Genomic DNA, 19,363 nt, shown 5'->3' with positions numbered 1-19,363 from the left:
GCCGTTACAGCTCGATGTAGACACTCTTGGTGTAGAGGTAGTTGTCCATGTGTGCGGCGCTCCCCTTGGAGCCGTAGCCGCTCATCTTGGTGCCGCCGAATCCGACCAGTGGGTCGATGTGGCCGTAGCAGTTCACCCACATCGTTCCGGTGTGTACGCCGCGGACCACGCTGAGGGCGGTAGACAGGCTCTGCGACCACACCGCTCCCCCGAGGCCGTACTCGCTGTCGTTGGCGATGGCGATGGCCTCGTCCACGTCGTCGAACGGCAGGATCGACAGGACGGGGCCGAAGATCTCTTCACGGGCGATGCGCATGTCGTTGGTGACATCACCAAAGATGGTCGGCTGCACGAAGTAGCCGTTCTTCAGCTCGCCTGCCAACCGCTCTCCCCCGCGGAGCAGTTGGGCTCCATCCGTTCGGCCGACATCGATGTAGGACAGCACCTTGTCCAGCTGCGCCTGGGAGACCAGCGGGCCCAGGGTGGCGGTGTCGTCCAGACTGGACCCGATGCGCAGCGTGTCGGTGAACGCCAGCAGTCGTTCGGTGAACTCGTCGACGATGGAGCGCTGGACGAGTACTCGCGTGCCGGCGAAGCAGATCTGGCCGGAGTTGGCGAACACACCCATGGCGGCGCCCGGTACCGCCTTGTCCAGGTCGGCGTCCGCACACACGATGTCCGCCGACTTGCCGCCGAGTTCGAGTTGCAACTTCTTGATGTTCGCGGTGGACGCCTCGATGATGCTGCGGCCGGTCTGGGTCGACCCCGTGAAGGCGATGCGGTCGACGTCCGGGTGGGCCGCGAGGGCGTGGCCGGCTTCCTTGCCCAGGCCGGTGACGACGTTGATGACTCCTGCCGGGACACCGGCTTCGTGCAGGATCTCCGCCACCCGCAGCACCGACAGAGAGGCTTCCTCGGAGGGCTTCAGCACTGCGGTGCATCCGCTGGCCAGGACGGCACCGATGATCCAGAACTGGCCGTTGAGGGGGCCGTTCCAGGGGATGATGCCGCCGACGACCCCGACCGGGGCCTTCAACGTCATCGTGGTGACGTTGCCGGGGATGCCGTTCATCAGCGTCTCACCGCTGATGTTGGCCGCCTGGGCGGCGAAGAACGACACCATCTTCAGCAAGGCCGGCTTGCTGCCCCGCAGCCTGGAGACCGGGGCGCCCATGTCCAGGGCCTCGATCTGGATCAGTTCCTCGAACCGCTCGTCGAGGATCTGGCCGATCCGGGTCAGGAGCGCCTGGCGCCCGTAGGGAGTCCAGGTACTCCACTGGCCGTTGAACGCACGGCGTGCTGCGAGGACCGCGCGATCGACGTCCGCCTGGCCGCCGGCGGCGAGCCGCGCCAGGTCCTCACCCGTCGAGGGGTTGATGGTGGTCAGTGTCTGTCCGGACTCGGCCGGGACGCTTTCGCCGTCGATGAAGTGCTGGTGCGCGGCGCGGGCCACGAAGGCCTGGGCCTGCTCGCCCGGGGCGGCGCTCTGCTGGAATGTGGTCACTGCTTACCTCTCACATGGCCTTCGATGCTGCGTCGTTGGACTTCGACGTCCGACGTCCGACGTCAGTCGAAGACGAAGACGCCCTTGCCGATCTCGCGTCGGTCGAACAACTCGTAAGCCCGCTCTGCCTCGTCGAGGCGGAACTCGTCGGTGAACAGCGACTCCACGTCCAGGCCTCGCTCGGCCACGAACTGGGCGCACTCCTCCTGGAGATTCTTGCTGAAGGTCAGCGAGCCCACGACCGTCTTCTGCAGCTGGATGAGTTCCTGGCTGTCCAGCTCGATGGTGCCGAAGACACCCACCATGCAGGCGGTGCCCCACTGACGCAGCGCCTGGACCGACTGACGCCGCACGGCGGAATTGGCGCTGCACTCGATGGACTTGTCCGCGCCCGCGCCGTCCCGGGTCAGGGCGCGGACAGCGGCCACGGAGTCCTGCTGCGTCGCGTCGATGACATGGTCGGCGCCGAACTTCTTCGCCATCTCCAGGCGCGAGGGCTCGACGTCGACGGCGATGACCCGGGCACCGAAGGCCTTGGCCAGCATGGTGACGCTCAGACCCACCGGCCCCTGTCCGAAGACGGCGACGGTCTCGTCTGCTGACAGGCCGACCCGCTTGATGGCTCCGAAGGCCGTCCCGGTGCCGCACGAGATGGCCGCGCCGGTCTTGAACGACAGCTCGTCGGGCAGCCGGATGAGCGTGTGCGCCGGCACCTTCATGAAGTCCGCGTGGCCGCCGTCACCGTCGAGACCGCCGTACACCGTGCGGGCGTTCGGACAGTACTGCGTCCAGCCGGAGCGGCAGTAGCGACAGGTGCGGCACCCGTCGTAGTGGTGGACCATGACCCGGTCGCCCACCTTGGCCTCGCTGGGGCGTACGGCGTCGCCGACCGACTCGACGACTCCGCACGGCTCGTGGCCCTCGATCACCAGCTCCACTCCGGTGCGGTGCGGGCCGTGGAGGTGGTGGAGGTCGCTGCCGCACATGCCGGACGCCTTGATACGAAGGACGACTTCGTCCGGTCCCGGCACCGGGTCGGGAACCTCACGGAGGTCGAGCTTGCCCTCGCCCAGGAATACAACTGCTTGCATGTCTACGTTCCTTGATGGTCAGGAGGTGGGCGGCGTGGTCTGGGGCGCCGCGGGAATGACGGCCGGCGACACATCATCGGTGTCATCACCGCCGGGGGCGATCTGCTCCAGCGCGTCACGGGACGTGTCCACACCGGCCACGCCGTTGAGCACGGTCACGACGACGTACATGCCGCAGACGGCCAGGATCACCCCGAGGACCCCGGAGCTGTTGAACAGCCACAGGACGACGAAGGGGGAGAAGATCAGGCCGATGCGGCCGACGGTCTGGGAGAAGCCGCCGCCGCGGAAACGGAAGGCGGTCGGGAAGAACTCGGGGGTCGTGCCGAGGCCCAGTGTCAGGAACGACGCCACCGTGGCAACCAGGACGAAGCCGACGGCGATGACCAGCGCAGGAGCCGTCATGAACGGGTAGAGGCCGGCGAAGACCGCCGAGAGCACTCCGAACAGCATGATGCTGGTGCGCCGACCGAGGCGGTCCACGATGAACATGCACACCAGCGGGCCCGCCACGTAGCCGGACATGATGGCCGCGTTGAATCCCAGGGACTTCGACACGGTCATCCCCTGCTCCACGAAGAACGTGGGCATCCAGCCGGTGACGACGTAGGAGCCGAACAGGCAGGTGACGGTGAGGATCAGAGCCATCAGGGTGCGCCGGATGACAGGCCGCGAGAACAGCACCGTGATCGGCACCCACTCGGCCTTCTCCTCCACCGAGCCAACCGCGCCGTGCGTGACCGGAGTCGGGGCGGTCTCCCGGCTCGGGATGCCGGACTCCCTTTCGATCCGCCGGATCACGGCCTCGGCTTCCTCGTGCCGGCCGCGCGACTCCAGCCATTGCGGGGACTCCGGCAGCCCTCGGCGCAGCCACCAGGCGCCCAGTGCGAACAGGCCACCGATGACGAACATGCCGCGCCAGATCAGCGCGGGAATGACCACCCAGCCGAGGATCGACGACATGGAGACACCGACTCCGCCGAAAATGCCGAGCAGGCCCAGGTAGCGCCCGCGGCGGCCCGGCGGAATGAACTCGGTGATCATTCCGTAGCAGATGACGTACTCGGCACCGAGGCCGATGCTCATCAGGCCCCGCAGAACGATGAGCACCTCCATGGAGGGCGACAGCGCCGCGCACAGCGCGAGGATTCCGAAGAGCGCCAGGCTGAACTGGAAGGCGAAGGCACGTCCGATCCGGTCTCCGAGCCAGCCCGCGAAGGCCGCTCCGATCGCGAGGCCGGCGAACGTGACCGACAGGAAGAGCGAGTTGAGGCCGAGCGTCGAGAAGCCGGAGTCCAGCATCGATGCCAGCACACCGGCCGAGAGTGTGTTGTCGAAGGAGTCGCAGAACAGGCCCAGGCCGACCAGCAGCGCCAGGCGCCTGTGGAACTTCCCTATCGGAAGACTGTCGAGTCGGCGGCCCGCATTGATGCGCGTATCCATCAGCCGACACCTCCCGGCCGTACCGGGCGGGTGGTGACATCACAGGAACCGGCAGGAAGGGCGAACAGGAGGGTATCGCTATGCCCGCATGGGTTCGATCGACATTGTCCGATCATGCGTCTTGCCTTTGGCTCGGTGCTCGGTGCACAACAACGCGAACACGACGGTGTGTTTGTGGGACGACGCCTCTTCGTACGAGTGGACCGTCTCTACCCGGATGACCTGCCAGTTTTGCTGTGACACATCGACGCGACGTGTCAGCGACTCAGCGGCGACGGCGCACGACTCCCCGCGGCGACAAATTGACGGTATCCAGCATTGTGGGACTTCGTCAATGGTTCGAGAGGGTTGCCATCCGGTTACGGGGCGCTCGGGGCGATGCTCGTACGAGGTCGGATCTGTCAGCTGTTGGTGTCGTGATACAGGCCTGCGGCGCGGGCACGCTGGGTGGCCAGGTCGATCACCAGGTCGAGGTTGGGTGTCGGTACCTGCGCCCGTTCCGCCAGGTCGAGGGGGACCCGGAACATGGCGTCGATCTCCATGGGCCGTCCGGCCAGCAGGTCCTGCGCGATGCTCTGGAGGTGGCCGGACTTCGCCAGCTTGGCCAGCCCCTCCTCCGGGTCTCCCGGCTCGCACCCCAGGGCGCGGGCGACGGCGGCGGCCTCGGCCGCCATGGCCTTGGCGGTGCCCGCGACGGCGGGCTTGTCGAGCACGTCCTTCATGGGTGAGGCGCTGAGGACGGCCAGCGAGCCTCCGATCAGGTTCATGGTCAGCTTGGCCCAGATCGCGTCGCGGATCTTCGGCGTGACGGAGGTTTCCAGGCCGGTGGGGGTCAGCAGCGACGCGAGCGCGTCGAGCCTGGAGTCGGATCCGCCGTCGGGGCGTCCGACGAGCAGGCGGTTGCGTGCGTTCTCGGCCCGGATCACTCCCGGTGCGGGCACGCTGCACGCCGTGTAGGCCACAGCGCCCACGGCCCGCTCGGGGCCGACGTGGTCCCACAGCGCCCGCTCGGGGTCGAGGCGCTGAAGGCGGGTGCCGTCCAGGGGCCCGCCGTGTGCGTGGAAGTACCACCAGGGCACGCCGTTCATGACGAACAGCGCGAGGCCGTCCTTCTTCAGCAGCGCACCGACGTGCTCGGCGATGGCCGGAAGGGCGGGCGCCTTGACGGTGACGATGACGATGTCCTGCGGCTCCAGATCGCCGGGCCGGTCGGTGGCCACCGGGTGCGAGACAAGTTCGCCGTCGCGGGTCTCCACCCGCAGCCCGTCCTGTTGGATCGCCGCCAGGTGTCGGCCACGGGCGATGACCGAGACATCGGCCCCGGCCGCGCCGAGTCGTCCGGCGATGTGTCCGCCCACGGCTCCCGCGCCGTATACGCAGATCTTCATGTGTGCTCTCGCTCTCTGCTTACGTGATGGGTGGGCCGGTCAGTCGAACTGCCGGCGCTTTTGGGCCGCGGCAGCGCTGAGGAAGGAGATGTCGTTGCCGGTGGAGACATAGCCGGCACCGAGGTCCAGGTACTGGCGGATCAGGTCCGGGCGTCCGCCGAGGCCGCCGACGCCAGCGGTCTTTCCGTACACGCGGCAGGCTTCGATGATGCGCAGGTACGCCTTGTGCAGCTCGGGGTGGTCCATCTGCCCCGGGATGCCCAGCTCGAGACTGAGGTCGTTCGCGCCGACGAGGAGGACGTCCACGCCCTCGACGGCGGCAATCGCCTCCACCGCGTCCAGGCCTGCGCGTGTCTCGATCTGGGCCACCACCATGGAGGTCTCGTCGAGCGCGCGGATGGTCTGGTCGGCGGGGTACGAGCGGAAGTGCAGTTGGGGCGGGGAACCCGCGAGGGAGCGCTCGCCCAGAGGTGCGTGCTTGACGGCCCGGACTGCGGCACGCACCTCGTCGGCTGAGTTCACCCCGGGCACGATGATGCCCATGGCCCCGGAGTCCATGACCCGGCCGATGAAGGACGGGTCCAGGCCCGGGACGCGGACGAGCGGGGTGACACCCAAGTGGTTGCAGGCCATGCAGATCTGGCTCGCGGCATCCAGGGGGAAAGGACTGTGCTCCATGTCGATGTAGATGGAGTCGAACCCCGCGGAGTGGGCGATCGCGGCGATGTCGACGGTGCGCACGAGGCGTGCGGTCATCGAGTACACCGTCTCGCCACGCAACAGCTTTTCCTTGGCGGGATTGCGCAGAAGAGGGCTGGCTTCGTTGCTCATGTTCGGAAGGTTCCTGACTGACTGGGGGTGCCTCGGCCGGCGCGGAGGCCCGGGCGGTGGCAGTGGATGTCTCAGCCGAAGAGCGGCGGCAGTTCCTGCGCCTCGTCCTCGAACCCGTACACGGACTTGACCTCGAGATACTCCTCGAGCCCGAAGCGGCCCATGGAGCGGCCGATGCCGGACTGCTTGTAGCCGCCCATAGGCGTGTACGAGTCCGTTGCCGCGCCGTTGTAGCTGACGCGTCCGGCGCGCAGTCCGTTCGCCACGCGGCGGGCGCGCGTGCGGTCGCCGCCGAAGACGAAGCCGCCGAGCCCGTAGACCGAGTCGTTGGCGATGCTCAGGGCCTCGGCCTCGGTGCCGTAGGGCAGGACGGCCAGGACGGGTCCGAAGACCTCTTCCCGGGCGATCGTCATGTCCGGGGTGACTCCGGTGAACACCGTGGGCTGCACGAAGTACCCGCGGTCGAGGCCGTCGGGGCGCTCCAGGCCGCCGGTGACGAGCCGGGCGCCCTCGTCGAGGCCACTCTGGATGTGGTCCCTGATCGACTTGAACTGACCGGCGCTGACGACCGGACCCATGGTCGTCGAACTCTCCAGCGGATCGCCCAGGCGGAAGCGGCGGGCCTCGTCGACCAGGAAGGGCACCACCTGCTCGATCTGACTCTCGTGCACCAGCATGCGGCTGGGGGCGTGGCAGGACTGGCCGGCGTTGAAGAAGCAGCGCTGGATGTTCCAGCGCGCGGCCTGCTCCAGGTCTGCGTCGGGCAGCACGATGTTGGCGGACTTGCCGCCGAGTTCGAGGCAGAGGCGCTTCACCGTGTCCGCGGCGGCGGCCCCGACCTGTCGGCCGGCCCCGGTGGATCCGGTGAAGGAGACCATGTCGACGTCCGGGTGACGGGAGAAGGTGTCGCCCACGTCGCGGCCCCTGCCGTTGACCAGGTTGACGACGCCCGCGGGTACGCCCGCCTCGTGCAGGACCTGGGCCAAAAGCGCGCCGCTGGCTGCGGAGTTGATGCTGGGCTTGGCCACGACCGTGCATCCGGCGGCCAGCGCGTAGATCAGCTTGATGACGCCGGTCTGGACCGGCCAGTTCCACGGTGAGATCAGCGCGCACACGCCGATCGGTTCGCGGCGGACGACGGCACCGCCGATCCGCGACTCGAAGGGGTACTCGCGCAGGAGGTCGCGGGCCACGCGCATGTGCTGGGCCGGGCCGGTGACCTGAGCTCGATTGGCCACGGGAATGCCGACTTCGCGGGCGATCAGCTCGGAGAACTCGTCGATGCGCGACTCGTAGGCGTCGACGACGCGGTCGATCAGTGCGATCCGCTCGTCCACCGACGTGGCGGAGAAGCTGTCGAACGCGCGGCGCGCCGCGGCGACGGCCCGCTCCGCGTCCGCGGCGCTGCCCAGAGCCACTCGGGCGAAGGCCTCCTCGCGGGTCGGATCGATGAGCTCGACTTCGCGGGGCTCGATCGGTTCGGTCCACTGACCGTCGATGTAGAGGTGCGGGTACTGCCTCATGAGAGGGGCCTCCTCGACCTGTGTGTTGCTTGTCTGTTGGTGTGTGGCCGGGGCCCGGTTACGGGCCGACCATTCGGCTCAGCTGCTGTGGGTGTAGCCGCCGTCGCAGGCGATCGTCTGTCCGGTGATGAACGCGGACGCCGGTGTGGCCAGGAAGAACATGACGCCGACGAGGTCGGTGGGCACCATCCCGCGCGGGATGCACTGCAGTGACGCCGCGCGTTGGCGGACCTCGACGGTGGGGTTCACGGTGCGCTCGACTTCCGTGGCGACGGAGCCCGGGCGCACGCAGTTGACGGTGACCCCGTGGCTGCCCAGTTCACGCGCCAGCGAGTTGGTCATGCCGATGATCGCCGACTTGGACGTGACGTAGTGCAGGTAGTTGACGGTGCCTCGGGTCACCGCGTCGGACGAGACGTTGACGATGCGGCCGAAGCCGGCCGTACGCATGTGTGCAGCCACCGCCCGCACGCACAAGTAGGTCCCGGTGACGTTGACCTTCAGCACCTGCTCCCACTGCGCGAGGGGGATCTCGTCGAACGGGCCCTTCTCGATGGTCGCGAAGACCGACGCGTTGTTGATCAGTACGTCGATCCGGCCCCACCGGTCCATGACGGTGTCGACCATGGCTGTCACCGATGACTCGTCAGCCACGTCGACCTGGACGGCCAGGCCGGTCCCGCCGGCCTCGTGAATCTCCTTGACGACGGTCTCCGCCTTGCCGAGGTCGAGGTCGGCCACCACGGCGAAGGCTCCGGCCGCGGCGAACTGGCGCGCCAGCTCCCGGCCGATGCCCTGGGCGGCGCCGGTCACGATCACCACCCGCTCCGCCACGCTGAAGTCCCGCGCCGACGCCGGCACTCCGGAGTCATGTGGGGCGTGGGTCAAGGGTGTTGTCGTCATGGTCAGTCCTCCTGGCGTCGCGCTTCGCGATCGGAATGCGGCGGGGAAAGTGGCTGCGAATGCAGGGCTGATAAGCGGGTGGCGCCGCGTATTCGCGTGAGCCTCACCCGTGAGCACCGGGGTAGTAACCCCTGATGACCCATGGACAGTATCCCGCCATGTGGGATATCGTCAATGGAAACGGCGACCCTCCCTGCTCCACCGCAGGACGACACCGGGCCGGCCCAGCGCCCCGACTCATCGGCTCTCGCCGCCGGGCGACATTGACTCAGTGATGGATTCTTCGAAGGAGCTTCAGATGCGTGTAGGCAAGGCATCCGACACCGACACCGAGCAGGTCGGAACCATGCGTGAGGGGAAGCTCGACCAGAAGCACCTGCTGTTCGGCGAGGACGACTCGCCGAACAACTTCGACCTCAACATGGGCCTCACGGGCGGCGGCGGCTGGCGGACCCCGCGCCACCGGCACAACTTCGACCAGATCCGCTACGTCATCCAGGGCGACCTGCCCTACACCGAGACCGAGGTGCTCAAGGAAGGCTGGGTCGGATACTTCCCTGAGAGCATCCACTACGGCCCTCAGGAGCGCGCCGAAGGCCTGCGCACCATGGTGCTGCAGTGCGGCGGCGCGAGCGGCCAGGGCTACCTGAGCGTCGCGCGGCGCGAAGCGGTGAACGCCGAACTGAACAAGCTCGGCGAGTTCAAGAAGGGCCTGTACCACTACACCGACGACAACGGCGTGGCCCAGAGCAAGGACGGCTCCGAAGCGATCTTCGAGCACGCCACGGGCGGCGCGCTCCGGTTCGCGGCTCCGCGCTACACCGATGTCATCGCGATGGACCCGGAGGCCTACGACTGGCAGAAGAGCGACGACGCGGGCGTCGAGGAGAAGTGGCTGGGCCGCTTCACGGAACGCGACCTGCGCATCGGGTTCGTACGCCTCGACGCCGGCGCGGTCTACCGGGCGGGCCGGTTCGACTCCATCGAGATCCTGTTCCAGACCAAGGGCAGGGTGACCGCCGGGGGCAGCGAGTACGGGCCGGAGACCGGGTACGAATTCCTGGCCAACGAAGGCCCGGTGGCGGTCGAGGCCACGGAGCCGGCCGAGTTCCTGCGCATGGTGCTGCACACGTTCTGAACCCATCGCGGGGCAACACGCAGCCACGGCTCCGCGTTGCCCCGCGGGAGTCACCCACTGGGCCGGACCCCGCGACGCCTGCCACGCCGGGGTTCCGTCAATTCGTGACGCCCACTGACATCACCTCAACCACTCGCAGCAGGTCAGGGATTCACCATGCCCCCACCCCTCCATGCCCAGACGCGGCCCGTTCCCGAGGCCGACGTGCTTGACGCGCTCCCGCCGGTCCGCGAGGTGAGCGCCGCGGAAGTGGCCGCCCGCATCTCCGGCGGCTCGCGACTCATCGTCCTCGACGACGATCCGACCGGCACCCAGACGGTCGCCGATGTACCCGTCCTGACGTCCTGGACGGTGGACGACCTGCGCTGGGCGTTGCGCCAGGACAGCGCCGCCTTCTTCGTCCTCACCAACACCCGCAGCCTCTCCCCCGAGGACGCCGCCGCCCGCAACCGCGAGGTGGTCCGCGCCCTGCACGTGGCGGCGGCGGCCGAGGGCACGACGTATGTCCTGGCCAGCCGCAGTGACTCGACACTGCGCGGCCACTTCCCGCTGGAGACCGATGTCCTCGCCGAGACGCTGACACATCTGGGCGCCGGTACTCCGGATGGAGTGGTACTGGTTCCCGCCTACATCGAGGCGGGACGACTGACGGTCGACTCCGGCCACTGGATGCGGACGGCCGACGGGCTGCTCCCCGTAGGCGAGAGCGAGTTCGCCCGCGACGCCACCTTCGGCTACCGCAGCTCGAAGCTGCCGGAGTGGGTCGAGGAGAAGACCGGCGGACGCGTGCCCGCGGACCAGGTCCTGCGCGTCACCCTCGACGACCTGCGCCGTGGAGGACCGGAGCACACGGCGCGGCTGCTGTCCTCGCTGCGCGACGGACGCCCGGCCGTGGTCGACGCGGTGTGCGACGACGACCTTCGGGTGCTCGCCCTGGCCCTCGTCCAGGCGGAGGAGAGCGGCACAAGACTGGTGTACCGGGTCGGCCCATCCTTCGTCAGGGCCCGCTCGGGACAGGCGGCTCGGGCACCGCTCACCCCGGCGCAGCTGCACCCGCTGCACGGGGACGCGCCGCACGGTCTCATCGTCGTCGGGTCCCATGTCACGCTCACCACACAGCAGCTGGACCGGCTGCGCGAGCGCGGCGGAATCGCCGAGTACGAGCTGGACGTGGCCCTCCTGCTCGACGAGGAACGCCGGGACTCCCACATCGCCGAGGTCGCGGCCGCGGCCGCCGGCGCGCTGGATTCGGCCGACGCCGTGATCAGCACCTCCCGCACGCTGGTGACCGGTGCCGACGCGGAGGACAGTCTGTCGATCTCCCGCCGGGTCTCCGCCGCACTCGTGGAGGCCGTGCGCCAGGTCAACGCCGCCCGGCGGCCCGCCTTCGTCATCGCGAAGGGCGGGATCACCTCCAGCGACACCGCCACCCAGGGCCTGGAGATCCGCCGCGCCTGGGCCCGGGGCACCCTGCTGCCCGGCATCGTCTCGCTCTGGGAACCGGTGGACGGCCCCGCCGCCGGCATCCCCTACATCGTCTTCGCCGGCAACGTCGGGGGCACCGACGCCCTCGCCGACGCCCTCGACCTGCTGAGGAGCACCTGATGCTGCTGCACGGAACCGATGCCCTGAAGGAGGCCGCGGCCGCCGGTCACGCCCTGCCCGGGTTCGTCGCCTACAACCTGGAGACGGTCCAGGGCATCACGGCCGCCGCCGAGACCGCGGACCGGCCGGTCCTGATCCAGGCGGGTTCCAGCCCCTTCAAGCATGCGGGGCGCGACGCCCTGATGCGGCTGGCGCTGGACGCGGCCGGCCGCTCCGACGCCCACCTCGGTGTGCACCTCGATCACAGCCGGGACCTGGACGAGATCACCGCCTGCCTGGAGGCGGGCTACACCTCGGTCATGGTCGACGGTTCCCACCTGCCGTTCACTGAGAACATCGCATTGACGAAGGAAGCGGCCCGGCGGGCTCGCGACCACGGAGCCTGGGTGGAGGCCGAACTCGGAGCCCTGCCGGGCGACGAGGACGTCTCCACCGACGCCGTCGCGCAGTCCGCGACGATGACCGATCCGCGACAGGCGGCCGAATTCGTGGCCGCGACGGGCGTGGACGCACTCGCCGTCGCCGTCGGCAACGTCCACGGCTTCACCAAGGACCGCGTCCACCTGGACCTGGAGCGGCTCGCCGCCCTCCACGAGGCCGTACCGGTCCCGCTCGTCCTGCACGGCGCCAGCGGTCTGCCCGTCGAGGAGCTACAGGGCGCCCTCGCCCGCGGCGTCGCCAAGGTCAACGTCAACGCCGAACTGCGCCGCGCCTACCTGGAGGCCGTCCACACGACCCTCCCGTCGGCGCTGCCCGGTTCCGACGTCGTGTCCGTGTGGGCGGCGGGCCGCGATGCGGTCCGGGACGCCGCCCTGGAGGTCATCGGCCGTCTGAGCCCGCGCCGTTGAGGGAAACCCCCGACCTCAGCACCCACCTGTACCGCGCCCTCGTGCCGCTCTCGGTACCCGGGCCGATGCACCACACCCCGTCATAAGGAGCCACCATGTCCACCACCCCCAAGATCGCCGTCCTGCACACGAGCCTCGTGTTCGTCAACGTCGAGCCGGTCATCAACGACTACCTCGCCGAACTCGCACCGAATGCCAAGGTCATGCACTTCGTCGACAGCGACGTGCTCGCGACCGTCATGCACGACGGTGAGGTCTCGCCCGCCAGCACCCAGCGCATGGTGCACCTGGCGCAGGCCGCGGAGAACGCGGGAGCCGATGTCATCTTCTCCGCCTGCTCCTCCCTCGGCCCGGCCATCGACGTGGCCCGACGCCTGGTCTCCGTCCCGATCGTCAAGATCGACGACGCGATGACCGCGTCGGCGGTCGAGACCGCGGACACCATCGGCGTCCTGGCGACGGTCCCCACGACGCTGCCGCCGACCTGCGCCCTCGTCAAGGAGAAGGCCCAGGCGGCCGGTCGCGACATCACCGTGAAGGAGGCTCTTTCCGAGGGAGCCTTCTCCGTACTCATGTCCGGTGACCGCGACCGCCACGACGCGATGGTGCTCGACGGGGCCCGAAAGCTCGCCGCGGAGGTCGACGCGATCGTGCTGGCCCAGGCGTCCATGGCGCGGCTGGCCCCCGTGATCGCCGAGGCAGTCGGCAAGCCGGTGCTCTGCAGCCCGCGCAGTGGGGCAGAGGACGCGGTGCGTGTGCTGGAGAAGCAGACGGCCTGAACCTGTCCGTACCGCAGCACAGGGCTCACATGGCCCTGTGCTGCGGCGTATCGGCTCCCGCTTGTCCGTCCGGGACAACGGCCGCCCGAGCACGACCACGGCCAGCGCCCCGGCTTCCACCGTCCAGAGACCGACACACCAAGGGAACTGAAGGACTGTCATGCCCAGCAACGTCAGCGCCCCCGGCAGCTCCGAGCAGGCACGTGAGGCAATCGCCAAGGTCAACACCGGCGTCTTCATCGACGGCCAGTGGGGCGACGCCGCGTCCGGCGCCCGCTTCGACGTCGTCAACCCGGCCACCGAGGAAGTCATCGCGACCGTGGCCGATGGCGGTCCCGATGACGCCCTGCGTGCGATCGAAACCGCGGGCCGGGTACAGAACGACTGGGCCAGGACGGCCCCCCGTGAGCGCGGTGAGATCCTGCGCCGCGCATACGACCTCCTGATGGCGCGACAGGACCAGCTCGCCCTCATCATGACGACGGAGATGGGCAAGCCGCTCGCCGAGGCCAAGGGCGAAGTCGCGTACGCCGCCGAGTTCTTCCGCTGGTTCTCCGAGGAAGCCGTCCGCATCGGCGGCGACGCAACGACGACTGGCGACGGAAAGAACCGCATCCTCGTCTCGCGCGAACCCGTCGGCCCCTGTGTGCTCGTGACGCCGTGGAACTTTCCGCTCGCCATGGGCACCCGCAAGATCGGGCCGGCCATCGCGGCGGGCTGCACGATCGTGTTCAAGCCCGCCGCACTCACCCCGCTGTCGTCCCTGGCGCTCGCGGACATCCTGATCGAGGCCGGACTGCCCGCAGGTGTCCTCAACATCGTGTGTACGACCAAGGCGTCCTCGGTGGTCTCCCCGTGGATGTCGAGCGGCATCGCCCGCAAGATCAGCTTCACCGGATCCACCGAGGTTGGAGTACGCCTCCTCGAGCAGGCGTCCCAGCACGTCATGCGCTCGTCGATGGAACTCGGCGGCAACGCACCCCTCATCGTCTTCGAGGACGCAGACCTCGACCGCGCCGTCGAAGGGGCGTTCGCAGCCAAGATGCGCAACATGGGCGAGGCCTGCACCGCCGCAAACCGGATCTTCGCCCAGCGGCCCGTCGCCGAGGAGTTCGCCCGCCGCCTCGCAGCCCGACTGGACTCGCTGGCAGTGAGCGACGGCCTGGAGCCGGGCACCGAAGTCGGGCCCCTCGTGGAGGAGAAGGCCCTGCGGAAGGTGCAGGAACTCGTCGACGACGCCGTCGACAAGGGCGCGAAGGTCGTCTGCGGCGGCAACCGGCCGGACCGTGCGGGCTACTTCTACTCCCCCACCGTCCTTTCGGACGTTTCGGTGCAGTCGGACCTCCTGACCACGGAGATCTTCGGCCCGGTGGCTCCCGTCATTCCGTTCGACACGGAAGAGGAGGTCATCCGCATGGCCAATGACACCCCGTGGGGCCTGGCCGGCTACCTGTTCACGCAGGACGTGGACCGCGGCTTCAGGGTGAGCGAGGCCCTGGAGGTCGGCATGGTCGGCCTGAACACCGGCATCGTGTCCAACCCCGCTGCACCCTTCGGCGGCATCAAGGCCTCGGGGCTCGGCCGCGAGGGCGGCCGTGTAGGCATCGAGGAGTTCCTCGAATACAAGTACCTGGCGGTCCCGCGGGTGTGACGTGGCGGTCCATGACGAGAACGCCCCGGGCCTGAACCGGCACCCTGTACGGTGCGGGCCCGGACCGAAACTTTGACGCTATCCCACATCGCGGGATATTGTCCAGTGGTGACAGAGACAGCGACTCAGGGCAGCGCGAGCCTGGCCAAGATGCTCCACATCCTGGAGCTGTTCAGCGAGAAACAGCCGGTGTGGTCGACAGCCGAGATCCTCGAGGCTCTTGAGACCTCGAGGTCGACGGGGTATCGCTACATCAAGACCCTGCACGAGGCAGGGCTGCTCAACGCCGTCACCAGCGGCCTGTACACCCTCGGCCCGCGGATCATCGAGATGGATCTGCAGATGCGCCAGACGGACCCGCTGCTACTCGCCAGTCACGGCGTCCTCGAGGACCTGGTGGACACGATCGGACACTCGGCCCTCCTCTGCACCGTGTACCGGGATTCGGTGCTCTGCGTCGGCGAGTGCCGCGCCCCGGACAGCCCGGAGAACCGGTTCAGCCGCGGACAGCGGCGCCCACTGTTCCAAGGCGCCATCTCGAAGGTCATCCTGGCGCATCTCCCCCATCACCGCCTGAAGGCCATCTACCCACGCCAGCGCGACGAGATCGAGAACGCCGGCCTGGGGAGCGACTGGAGCACCTTCCGGGCCAACCTTGGCAAGATCAAGAAGGACGGATACTCCTTGACCGTCGGGGAGTTCAACCCCGGCGTCTACGGCGTCGCGGCACCGATCCTCACCGACCAGAAGACGGCGCTGGGCAGTGTGGGCACGGCCTGGGACGAGAAGGAACGGCGGGACGTGGACGTCGAGCACGCCGTCAAGGCCATCAAGCAGGCGGCGACGACCATCTCGGAGCGCCTGATGGAGAGTCAGGACAGCTGATGCATCCGGCGCGCGGGAGGGCCAACGCCCGCTCGCGCAGCACTCCGCCGCCGGACGTCAACGCGCGACTGTTGCGGTGAAGTCGCCCGACTGGCCGGAGATCGCGGCCAGATCCGAGGAATCGATGCGTCCGATGCGGGCGATGCCGTCCCAGTAGTCCACGTCCCCGTAGTAGAGGACGAGGTTTCCCCACGGCGCGTAGTAGCCGAGGTCGCCGACTTTCGGGTTGTCACCTTCCGGCATGCCCTTCATCGGCAGCTCCTTCGGGAGCTTTGCGACCTTCTCCGCGCCGTTGAGGTCCTCGAACTTCAGCGTGCGTGGCAGTTGCTTGAGGAGGGCCGCTCCAGTCGGGGTGTCCCGGACCGTCGCCGACACCGTTCGATCGCCGATCTTGATGTGGATGGGCGTGGCGTGCCCCTGCACGGCGCTCGTGGAGGACGTGGTTGTCCGTGAACTCGGTTCTGCTGCTTGCCCGTTCGTGTCGTTCGTGCACGACGCGAGGGTGAAGCACAGGGCCGCTGACATCGCCAGGGACACGCCCCGCCATCGACCACCCACTGATGGCCGCTTCTCAGGTATGCGCACGGTGTCAGACCGAACCGGTGCCGACGGTCGTACGGAACGGGCCGCGCTCGACGTGGATCGTCCACAGCCGGTCCGCCAGCGCCTCGGGGGCGTACAGGGGGTCGCCGCCGCCGATGGCTCCGGGGATGATCAGCTGTCCGACGTGGATGTTCCGCTCCGCGAGGGCTTCATGGAGCAGCTGGCCGTACGCGGATTCACCGGCGAAGGCGACCGAGGTTCCGGCCACGTTGCCGTTGGGGCGGGCCGCGCTCCCTCCGTTCACCAGCAGGATCGTGCCTCGCCCCTGCTCCGTCATGGCAGGCAGCACCTGCCCCACCGCGACGGCCGGGCCGAGGATCGAGAACTCGGCGGCGGCGCCGAGGTCGTCGGCCGTCGTCTCCAGAACGGGACGCAGGAAGTCCCGGCGCGGGACCGGGCTGTACTGGAGCACGTCGATCGGGCCGAGGTCTTCGGCGGCCGCCGCGAGCGCGCCGGCAAGAGCGGAGCGGTCCTGCACGTCGGCGGTGTATCCACGGGCCTCGATGCCCTCGGCGGACAGGCCGGAGGCAAGGGCCTCGACGTTCTCCTTCGTACGTGAGATCAGCGCGACGGAGAATCCCTCGCGGCCGAAGCGGCGGGCCACGGCAGCACCGAGCCCGGGGCCGGCGCCGATGATGGCGATGGTCGTCATGACATCTCTCCTGGTGTGTTCCTGGTGCGCGGCCGGGGCGTGGCCACCGTCCACTCAGGTCTTCCACGCTAAGCAGCGATCTTGCGCCTGGGGAGTCCCTCTCAGTACCCCCTCCGACCGGGACTCCCTCAGTTGCGGCAGGACTGGTGTCCTGTACAAGGACACACCCGACTGCCGTCGCGGCCGCCGTGTCCGCCGCTTCTTCCACCGCACTGATCAGAAAGTTCTGCTCCACCACCATGACGACCGTCACGAGTCCGCCCACGCCCGCTCCCGCGCCCACACCTTCCCGAACACGCCTGCCGCTGGTGATCTACCTGCTGGCCGCAGGCACCTTTCTCATGGGGACGACAGAGTTCGTCGTCGCGGGCCTTCTTCCCGAGATCGCCCGCGATCTGGACATCACCGTCGCCGGCGCGGGCTTGATGATCACCGTGTTCGCGATCGGCATGATCGTCGGCACCCCGTTGATGGCCGTCCTCACGCTCAAGCTTCCCCGGCGCCTGACACTGAGCCTTGCGCTGCTCGTCTTCGCCGTCGGGCACGTCATCGTCGCGTTGACCTCGAACTACGCTGTGGTGCTCGGCGCGCGGTTCCTCACGGCCCTCGCCACCGGCGCCTTCTGGGCTGTCGCGGCCGTCGTCGCGGCCAAGGCGGCCGGGCCTGCGGCCAGTTCACGCGCCCTGGGCATCGTCCTGGGCGGCGGAATGCTCGCCAACGTGCTGGGGGTTCCGCTGGGCGCCTTCGCGGGACAGACCGTCGGCTGGCGCGGCCCCTTCTGGGCGCTCGCCCTCCTCGCCGCGCTCGGCGCGCTCGTGGTCTACCGGCAAGTGGCACCAGACCCGACGTCCGGCCCGCTGCCCTCCGTGCGCGCTGAGCTGAGCAGTCTGCGGGAAGGTCGTGTCTGGCTCACGCTGGCTTGCTGCGCCATCGTGTGTGGCTCCTCCCTGGCCGCGTACAGCTTCATCTCGCCGCTCCTTGTCACCAACACGGGGCTGGCGACGACCGCGGTGCCGCTCGTGCTCGTCGCCTACGGGGTCGGCGCGCTGATCGGCTCCTATCTGGGTGGGCGCGTCGGCTCGCACCGCCCCTACCAGCTGCTGTTCACCTCCGCGGGCATGACGTTCCTCGTGCTCGGCGCGCTCGCGCTCTTCTCACACCACCTGGTCGTGACCGTGGTGCTGGTGGCGCTGCTCGGACTGTTCGGCATGTCCACGAACCCCGTCCTGATCGGCAAGGCCGTCGGTTATGCGGGTCAGGCGCCAACACTCGCGTCCGCGCTGAGCACCTCCGCGTTCAACTTCGGTACTGCGGTGGGCTCGTGGGTCGCGGGGTTCGCCCTTGAGTCGGCGCTCGGTGCGACGGGCCCCGTCGTGGTCGGCACGGCCATCTCCGCTCTCTACTTCCTCCCGCTCACGATCCTCGCCGCCCGCGACCGTCGCTGAGCGCCCCTGATGATGTGGTGGAGGGCGGGACCGCGACTGCGGTCCCGCCCTCCACCACATCATCAGCGTCAGGAGCGATGCTGTTCCTCCTGCGTCTCCGTCCGGCACTCGTCCGCAGACCAGGAGGAGAGCAGACGCAGCCGCTCCTCGGAGGCGGAGCCCGGCTCCGCGGTGTAGATGGTCAGGGTCAGACCCGGCTCGGCGGCCATTTCCAGGCCCTCGAACGCCAGCGTCACCTCGCCGACGACAGGATGCCGGAAGGTCTTGAAGCCGGCACCGTGGTGGCGGACGTTGTGAGCACCCCATCGACGGCGGAACTCCTCGCTGCGAGTGCAGAGTTCGCCGATCAGATCGTGGAGCTCCTTGTTGTGAGGGTCTCGGCCCGCCTCGGTGCGCAGGATGGAGATGGTGACTTCCGCGAAGGCGTCCCAGTCCGGGTAGAACTCACTGGCCCGCTCGTCCAGGAAGACGTGCCGCGCGATGTTGGGCGGCTGGACGGGCATGTCGTAGACCTCCATGTAGAACGCCCGCGCGAGCTGGTTTGCCGCGAGGAGGTCCATGCGCCCGTTACGGACGAACGCCGGCCCGGCGATCACGGCGTCCAATGCCCATTGGAGGCTCTCGTGCGGCGTCCAGCCCTTTGCGCTGCGCCGCCGCGGCGGCCTGGCGACCGGGCTGGCGGCGTGCGCGAGGTCGAACAAGTGGGCCCGCTCGGCGTCATCCAGACGCAGGGCCCTGGCGATCGCGTCGAGCACCTCCGGTGATGCTCCGCTGATCCCTCCGCGTTCCAGGCGGGTGTAGTACTCCACGCTCACCCCGGCGAGCGTGGCCACCTCGCTGCGCCGCAGTCCGCTCACCCGCCGGTTCGTTCCGGCCGGCAGGCCGACGTCTTTGGGGGTGACCTGGGCACGTCTGGAAGTGAGGAATTCACGGACCTCTGCACGGTTATCCACGCTTTCCACGGTAGCCCGAGCAAACGTCGTCGAAGGAGGCCCTCGGAGTACCCCCATTCGCAGCGACGCCTCTCCGAATCCCCCAGCGCCACTCTGAAGGGTGCCCTGCCAGTACCCCCCT

Annotated in this window: 17 protein-coding genes; 7 read left to right on the top strand and 10 right to left on the bottom strand. The window is 68.8% G+C overall.

The genetic code is table 11. The features are described from left to right. Positions 1–4: 4 nt before the first annotated feature. The 7 genes from OHA73_RS37240 to OHA73_RS37210 all read right to left on the bottom strand — a co-directional run bounded on the left by OHA73_RS37240 (position 5) and on the right by OHA73_RS37210 (position 8,683). A complete protein-coding gene (locus OHA73_RS37240; protein WP_266722698.1) occupies positions 5–1,504 on the bottom strand; it encodes an aldehyde dehydrogenase family protein in 1,500 nt (499 codons plus the stop codon). A gap of 62 nt (positions 1,505–1,566) precedes the next feature. Continuing rightward, the gene (locus tag OHA73_RS37235; protein WP_266722696.1) at positions 1,567–2,595 is read right to left on the bottom strand and encodes a zinc-dependent alcohol dehydrogenase family protein; all 1,029 of its coding nucleotides are present in this window, start codon (positions 2,593–2,595) and stop codon (positions 1,567–1,569) included. A gap of 18 nt (positions 2,596–2,613) precedes the next feature. Then, positions 2,614–4,038: an MFS transporter gene (locus tag OHA73_RS37230; RefSeq protein WP_327657290.1), complete on the bottom strand. Its 1,425-nt coding sequence runs from the start codon at positions 4,036–4,038 to the stop codon at positions 2,614–2,616. Positions 4,039–4,439: 401 nt separating this feature from the next. Beyond that, on the bottom strand, positions 4,440–5,426 hold the full coding sequence (locus tag OHA73_RS37225; protein ID WP_266722692.1) for a ketopantoate reductase family protein: 987 nt from the start codon (positions 5,424–5,426) through the stop codon (positions 4,440–4,442). A 39-nt stretch (positions 5,427–5,465) separates the two neighbouring features. Beyond that, positions 5,466–6,257, bottom strand: coding sequence for an HpcH/HpaI aldolase family protein (locus OHA73_RS37220; protein WP_266722691.1), 792 nt, complete (start codon positions 6,255–6,257; stop codon positions 5,466–5,468). Between the two features lie 71 nt (positions 6,258–6,328). Further along, a complete protein-coding gene (locus OHA73_RS37215; RefSeq protein ID WP_266722689.1) occupies positions 6,329–7,780 on the bottom strand; it encodes an aldehyde dehydrogenase family protein in 1,452 nt (483 codons plus the stop codon). A gap of 78 nt (positions 7,781–7,858) precedes the next feature. After that, a complete protein-coding gene (locus tag OHA73_RS37210; protein WP_327657289.1) occupies positions 7,859–8,683 on the bottom strand; it encodes an SDR family NAD(P)-dependent oxidoreductase in 825 nt (274 codons plus the stop codon). Between the two features lie 298 nt (positions 8,684–8,981). Between OHA73_RS37210 and OHA73_RS37205 the strand changes: the two genes are divergently transcribed. The 6 genes from OHA73_RS37205 (at position 8,982) to OHA73_RS37180 (ending at position 15,589) form a co-directional block, all read left to right on the top strand. After that, positions 8,982–9,821 (top strand): hypothetical protein, encoded by an 840-nt coding sequence (locus OHA73_RS37205; RefSeq protein ID WP_266722685.1) that lies wholly within the window; start codon positions 8,982–8,984, stop codon positions 9,819–9,821. Between the two features lie 156 nt (positions 9,822–9,977). Further along, positions 9,978–11,426 (top strand): four-carbon acid sugar kinase family protein, encoded by a 1,449-nt coding sequence (locus OHA73_RS37200; RefSeq protein WP_266722683.1) that lies wholly within the window; start codon positions 9,978–9,980, stop codon positions 11,424–11,426. Beyond that, positions 11,426–12,274 (top strand): class II fructose-bisphosphate aldolase, encoded by an 849-nt coding sequence (locus tag OHA73_RS37195; protein WP_266722681.1) that lies wholly within the window; start codon positions 11,426–11,428, stop codon positions 12,272–12,274. Before OHA73_RS37200 ends, OHA73_RS37195 begins: the two co-directional genes overlap by 1 nt. A gap of 95 nt (positions 12,275–12,369) precedes the next feature. Next, positions 12,370–13,053 (top strand): aspartate/glutamate racemase family protein, encoded by a 684-nt coding sequence (locus OHA73_RS37190; protein ID WP_266722679.1) that lies wholly within the window; start codon positions 12,370–12,372, stop codon positions 13,051–13,053. Positions 13,054–13,213: 160 nt separating this feature from the next. Next, the gene (locus OHA73_RS37185; RefSeq protein ID WP_266722677.1) at positions 13,214–14,704 is read left to right on the top strand and encodes an NAD-dependent succinate-semialdehyde dehydrogenase; all 1,491 of its coding nucleotides are present in this window, start codon (positions 13,214–13,216) and stop codon (positions 14,702–14,704) included. A 108-nt stretch (positions 14,705–14,812) separates the two neighbouring features. Then, entirely contained in the window at positions 14,813–15,589 is a 777-nt protein-coding gene (locus tag OHA73_RS37180; RefSeq protein WP_266722675.1) for an IclR family transcriptional regulator, read from the top strand. A 57-nt stretch (positions 15,590–15,646) separates the two neighbouring features. Here the strand turns inward: OHA73_RS37180 and OHA73_RS37175 are convergent, their stop codons facing one another. Further along, positions 15,647–16,114 carry a cyclophilin-like fold protein gene (locus OHA73_RS37175; RefSeq protein ID WP_266722673.1) on the bottom strand — a complete coding sequence of 156 codons (468 nt, stop codon included), beginning with the start codon at positions 16,112–16,114 and terminating at the stop codon, positions 15,647–15,649. A gap of 64 nt (positions 16,115–16,178) precedes the next feature. Beyond that, on the bottom strand, positions 16,179–16,844 hold the full coding sequence (locus OHA73_RS37170; RefSeq protein WP_266722671.1) for an SDR family NAD(P)-dependent oxidoreductase: 666 nt from the start codon (positions 16,842–16,844) through the stop codon (positions 16,179–16,181). Positions 16,845–17,083: 239 nt separating this feature from the next. Here OHA73_RS37170 and OHA73_RS37165 point away from each other — a divergent pair, with 239 nt between their 5' ends. Further along, positions 17,084–18,289, top strand: a complete 1,206-nt coding sequence (locus OHA73_RS37165; protein WP_266722669.1) for an MFS transporter — start codon at positions 17,084–17,086, stop codon at positions 18,287–18,289. A gap of 68 nt (positions 18,290–18,357) precedes the next feature. Here OHA73_RS37165 and OHA73_RS37160 read toward each other — a convergent pair whose 3' ends face one another. Next, positions 18,358–19,242, bottom strand: a complete 885-nt coding sequence (locus OHA73_RS37160) for a helix-turn-helix transcriptional regulator (protein ID WP_266722667.1) — start codon at positions 19,240–19,242, stop codon at positions 18,358–18,360. Positions 19,243–19,363: the final 121 nt, after the last annotated feature.

Origin of the sequence: Streptomyces sp. NBC_00483 (assembly GCF_036013745.1) — a bacterium.
Classification (GTDB): Bacteria; Actinomycetota; Actinomycetes; order Streptomycetales; family Streptomycetaceae; genus Streptomyces.
This window is presented reverse-complemented; position numbering and strand designations above follow the sequence as displayed.

Bases quoted from the DNA above. Each gene is read 5' to 3' on its own strand.
- OHA73_RS37235 (WP_266722696.1), bottom strand. From the start codon at position 2,595: ATGCAAGCAGTTGTATTCCTGGGCGAGGGCAAGCTCGACCTCCGTGAG.
- OHA73_RS37215 (WP_266722689.1), bottom strand. From the start codon at position 7,780: ATGAGGCAGTACCCGCACCTCTACATCGACGGTCAGTGGACCGAACCG.
- OHA73_RS37230 (WP_327657290.1), bottom strand. From the start codon at position 4,038: ATGGATACGCGCATCAATGCGGGCCGCCGACTCGACAGTCTTCCGATA.
- OHA73_RS37170 (WP_266722671.1), bottom strand. From the start codon at position 16,844: ATGACGACCATCGCCATCATCGGCGCCGGCCCCGGGCTCGGTGCTGCC.
- OHA73_RS37175 (WP_266722673.1), bottom strand. From the start codon at position 16,114: ATGTCAGCGGCCCTGTGCTTCACCCTCGCGTCGTGCACGAACGACACG.
- OHA73_RS37195 (WP_266722681.1), top strand. From the start codon at position 11,426: ATGCTGCTGCACGGAACCGATGCCCTGAAGGAGGCCGCGGCCGCCGGT.
- OHA73_RS37210 (WP_327657289.1), bottom strand. From the start codon at position 8,683: ATGACGACAACACCCTTGACCCACGCCCCACATGACTCCGGAGTGCCG.
- OHA73_RS37185 (WP_266722677.1), top strand. From the start codon at position 13,214: ATGCCCAGCAACGTCAGCGCCCCCGGCAGCTCCGAGCAGGCACGTGAG.
- OHA73_RS37205 (WP_266722685.1), top strand. From the start codon at position 8,982: ATGCGTGTAGGCAAGGCATCCGACACCGACACCGAGCAGGTCGGAACC.
- OHA73_RS37220 (WP_266722691.1), bottom strand. From the start codon at position 6,257: ATGAGCAACGAAGCCAGCCCTCTTCTGCGCAATCCCGCCAAGGAAAAG.
- OHA73_RS37200 (WP_266722683.1), top strand. From the start codon at position 9,978: ATGCCCCCACCCCTCCATGCCCAGACGCGGCCCGTTCCCGAGGCCGAC.
- OHA73_RS37225 (WP_266722692.1), bottom strand. From the start codon at position 5,426: ATGAAGATCTGCGTATACGGCGCGGGAGCCGTGGGCGGACACATCGCC.
- OHA73_RS37165 (WP_266722669.1), top strand. From the start codon at position 17,084: ATGACGACCGTCACGAGTCCGCCCACGCCCGCTCCCGCGCCCACACCT.
- OHA73_RS37190 (WP_266722679.1), top strand. From the start codon at position 12,370: ATGTCCACCACCCCCAAGATCGCCGTCCTGCACACGAGCCTCGTGTTC.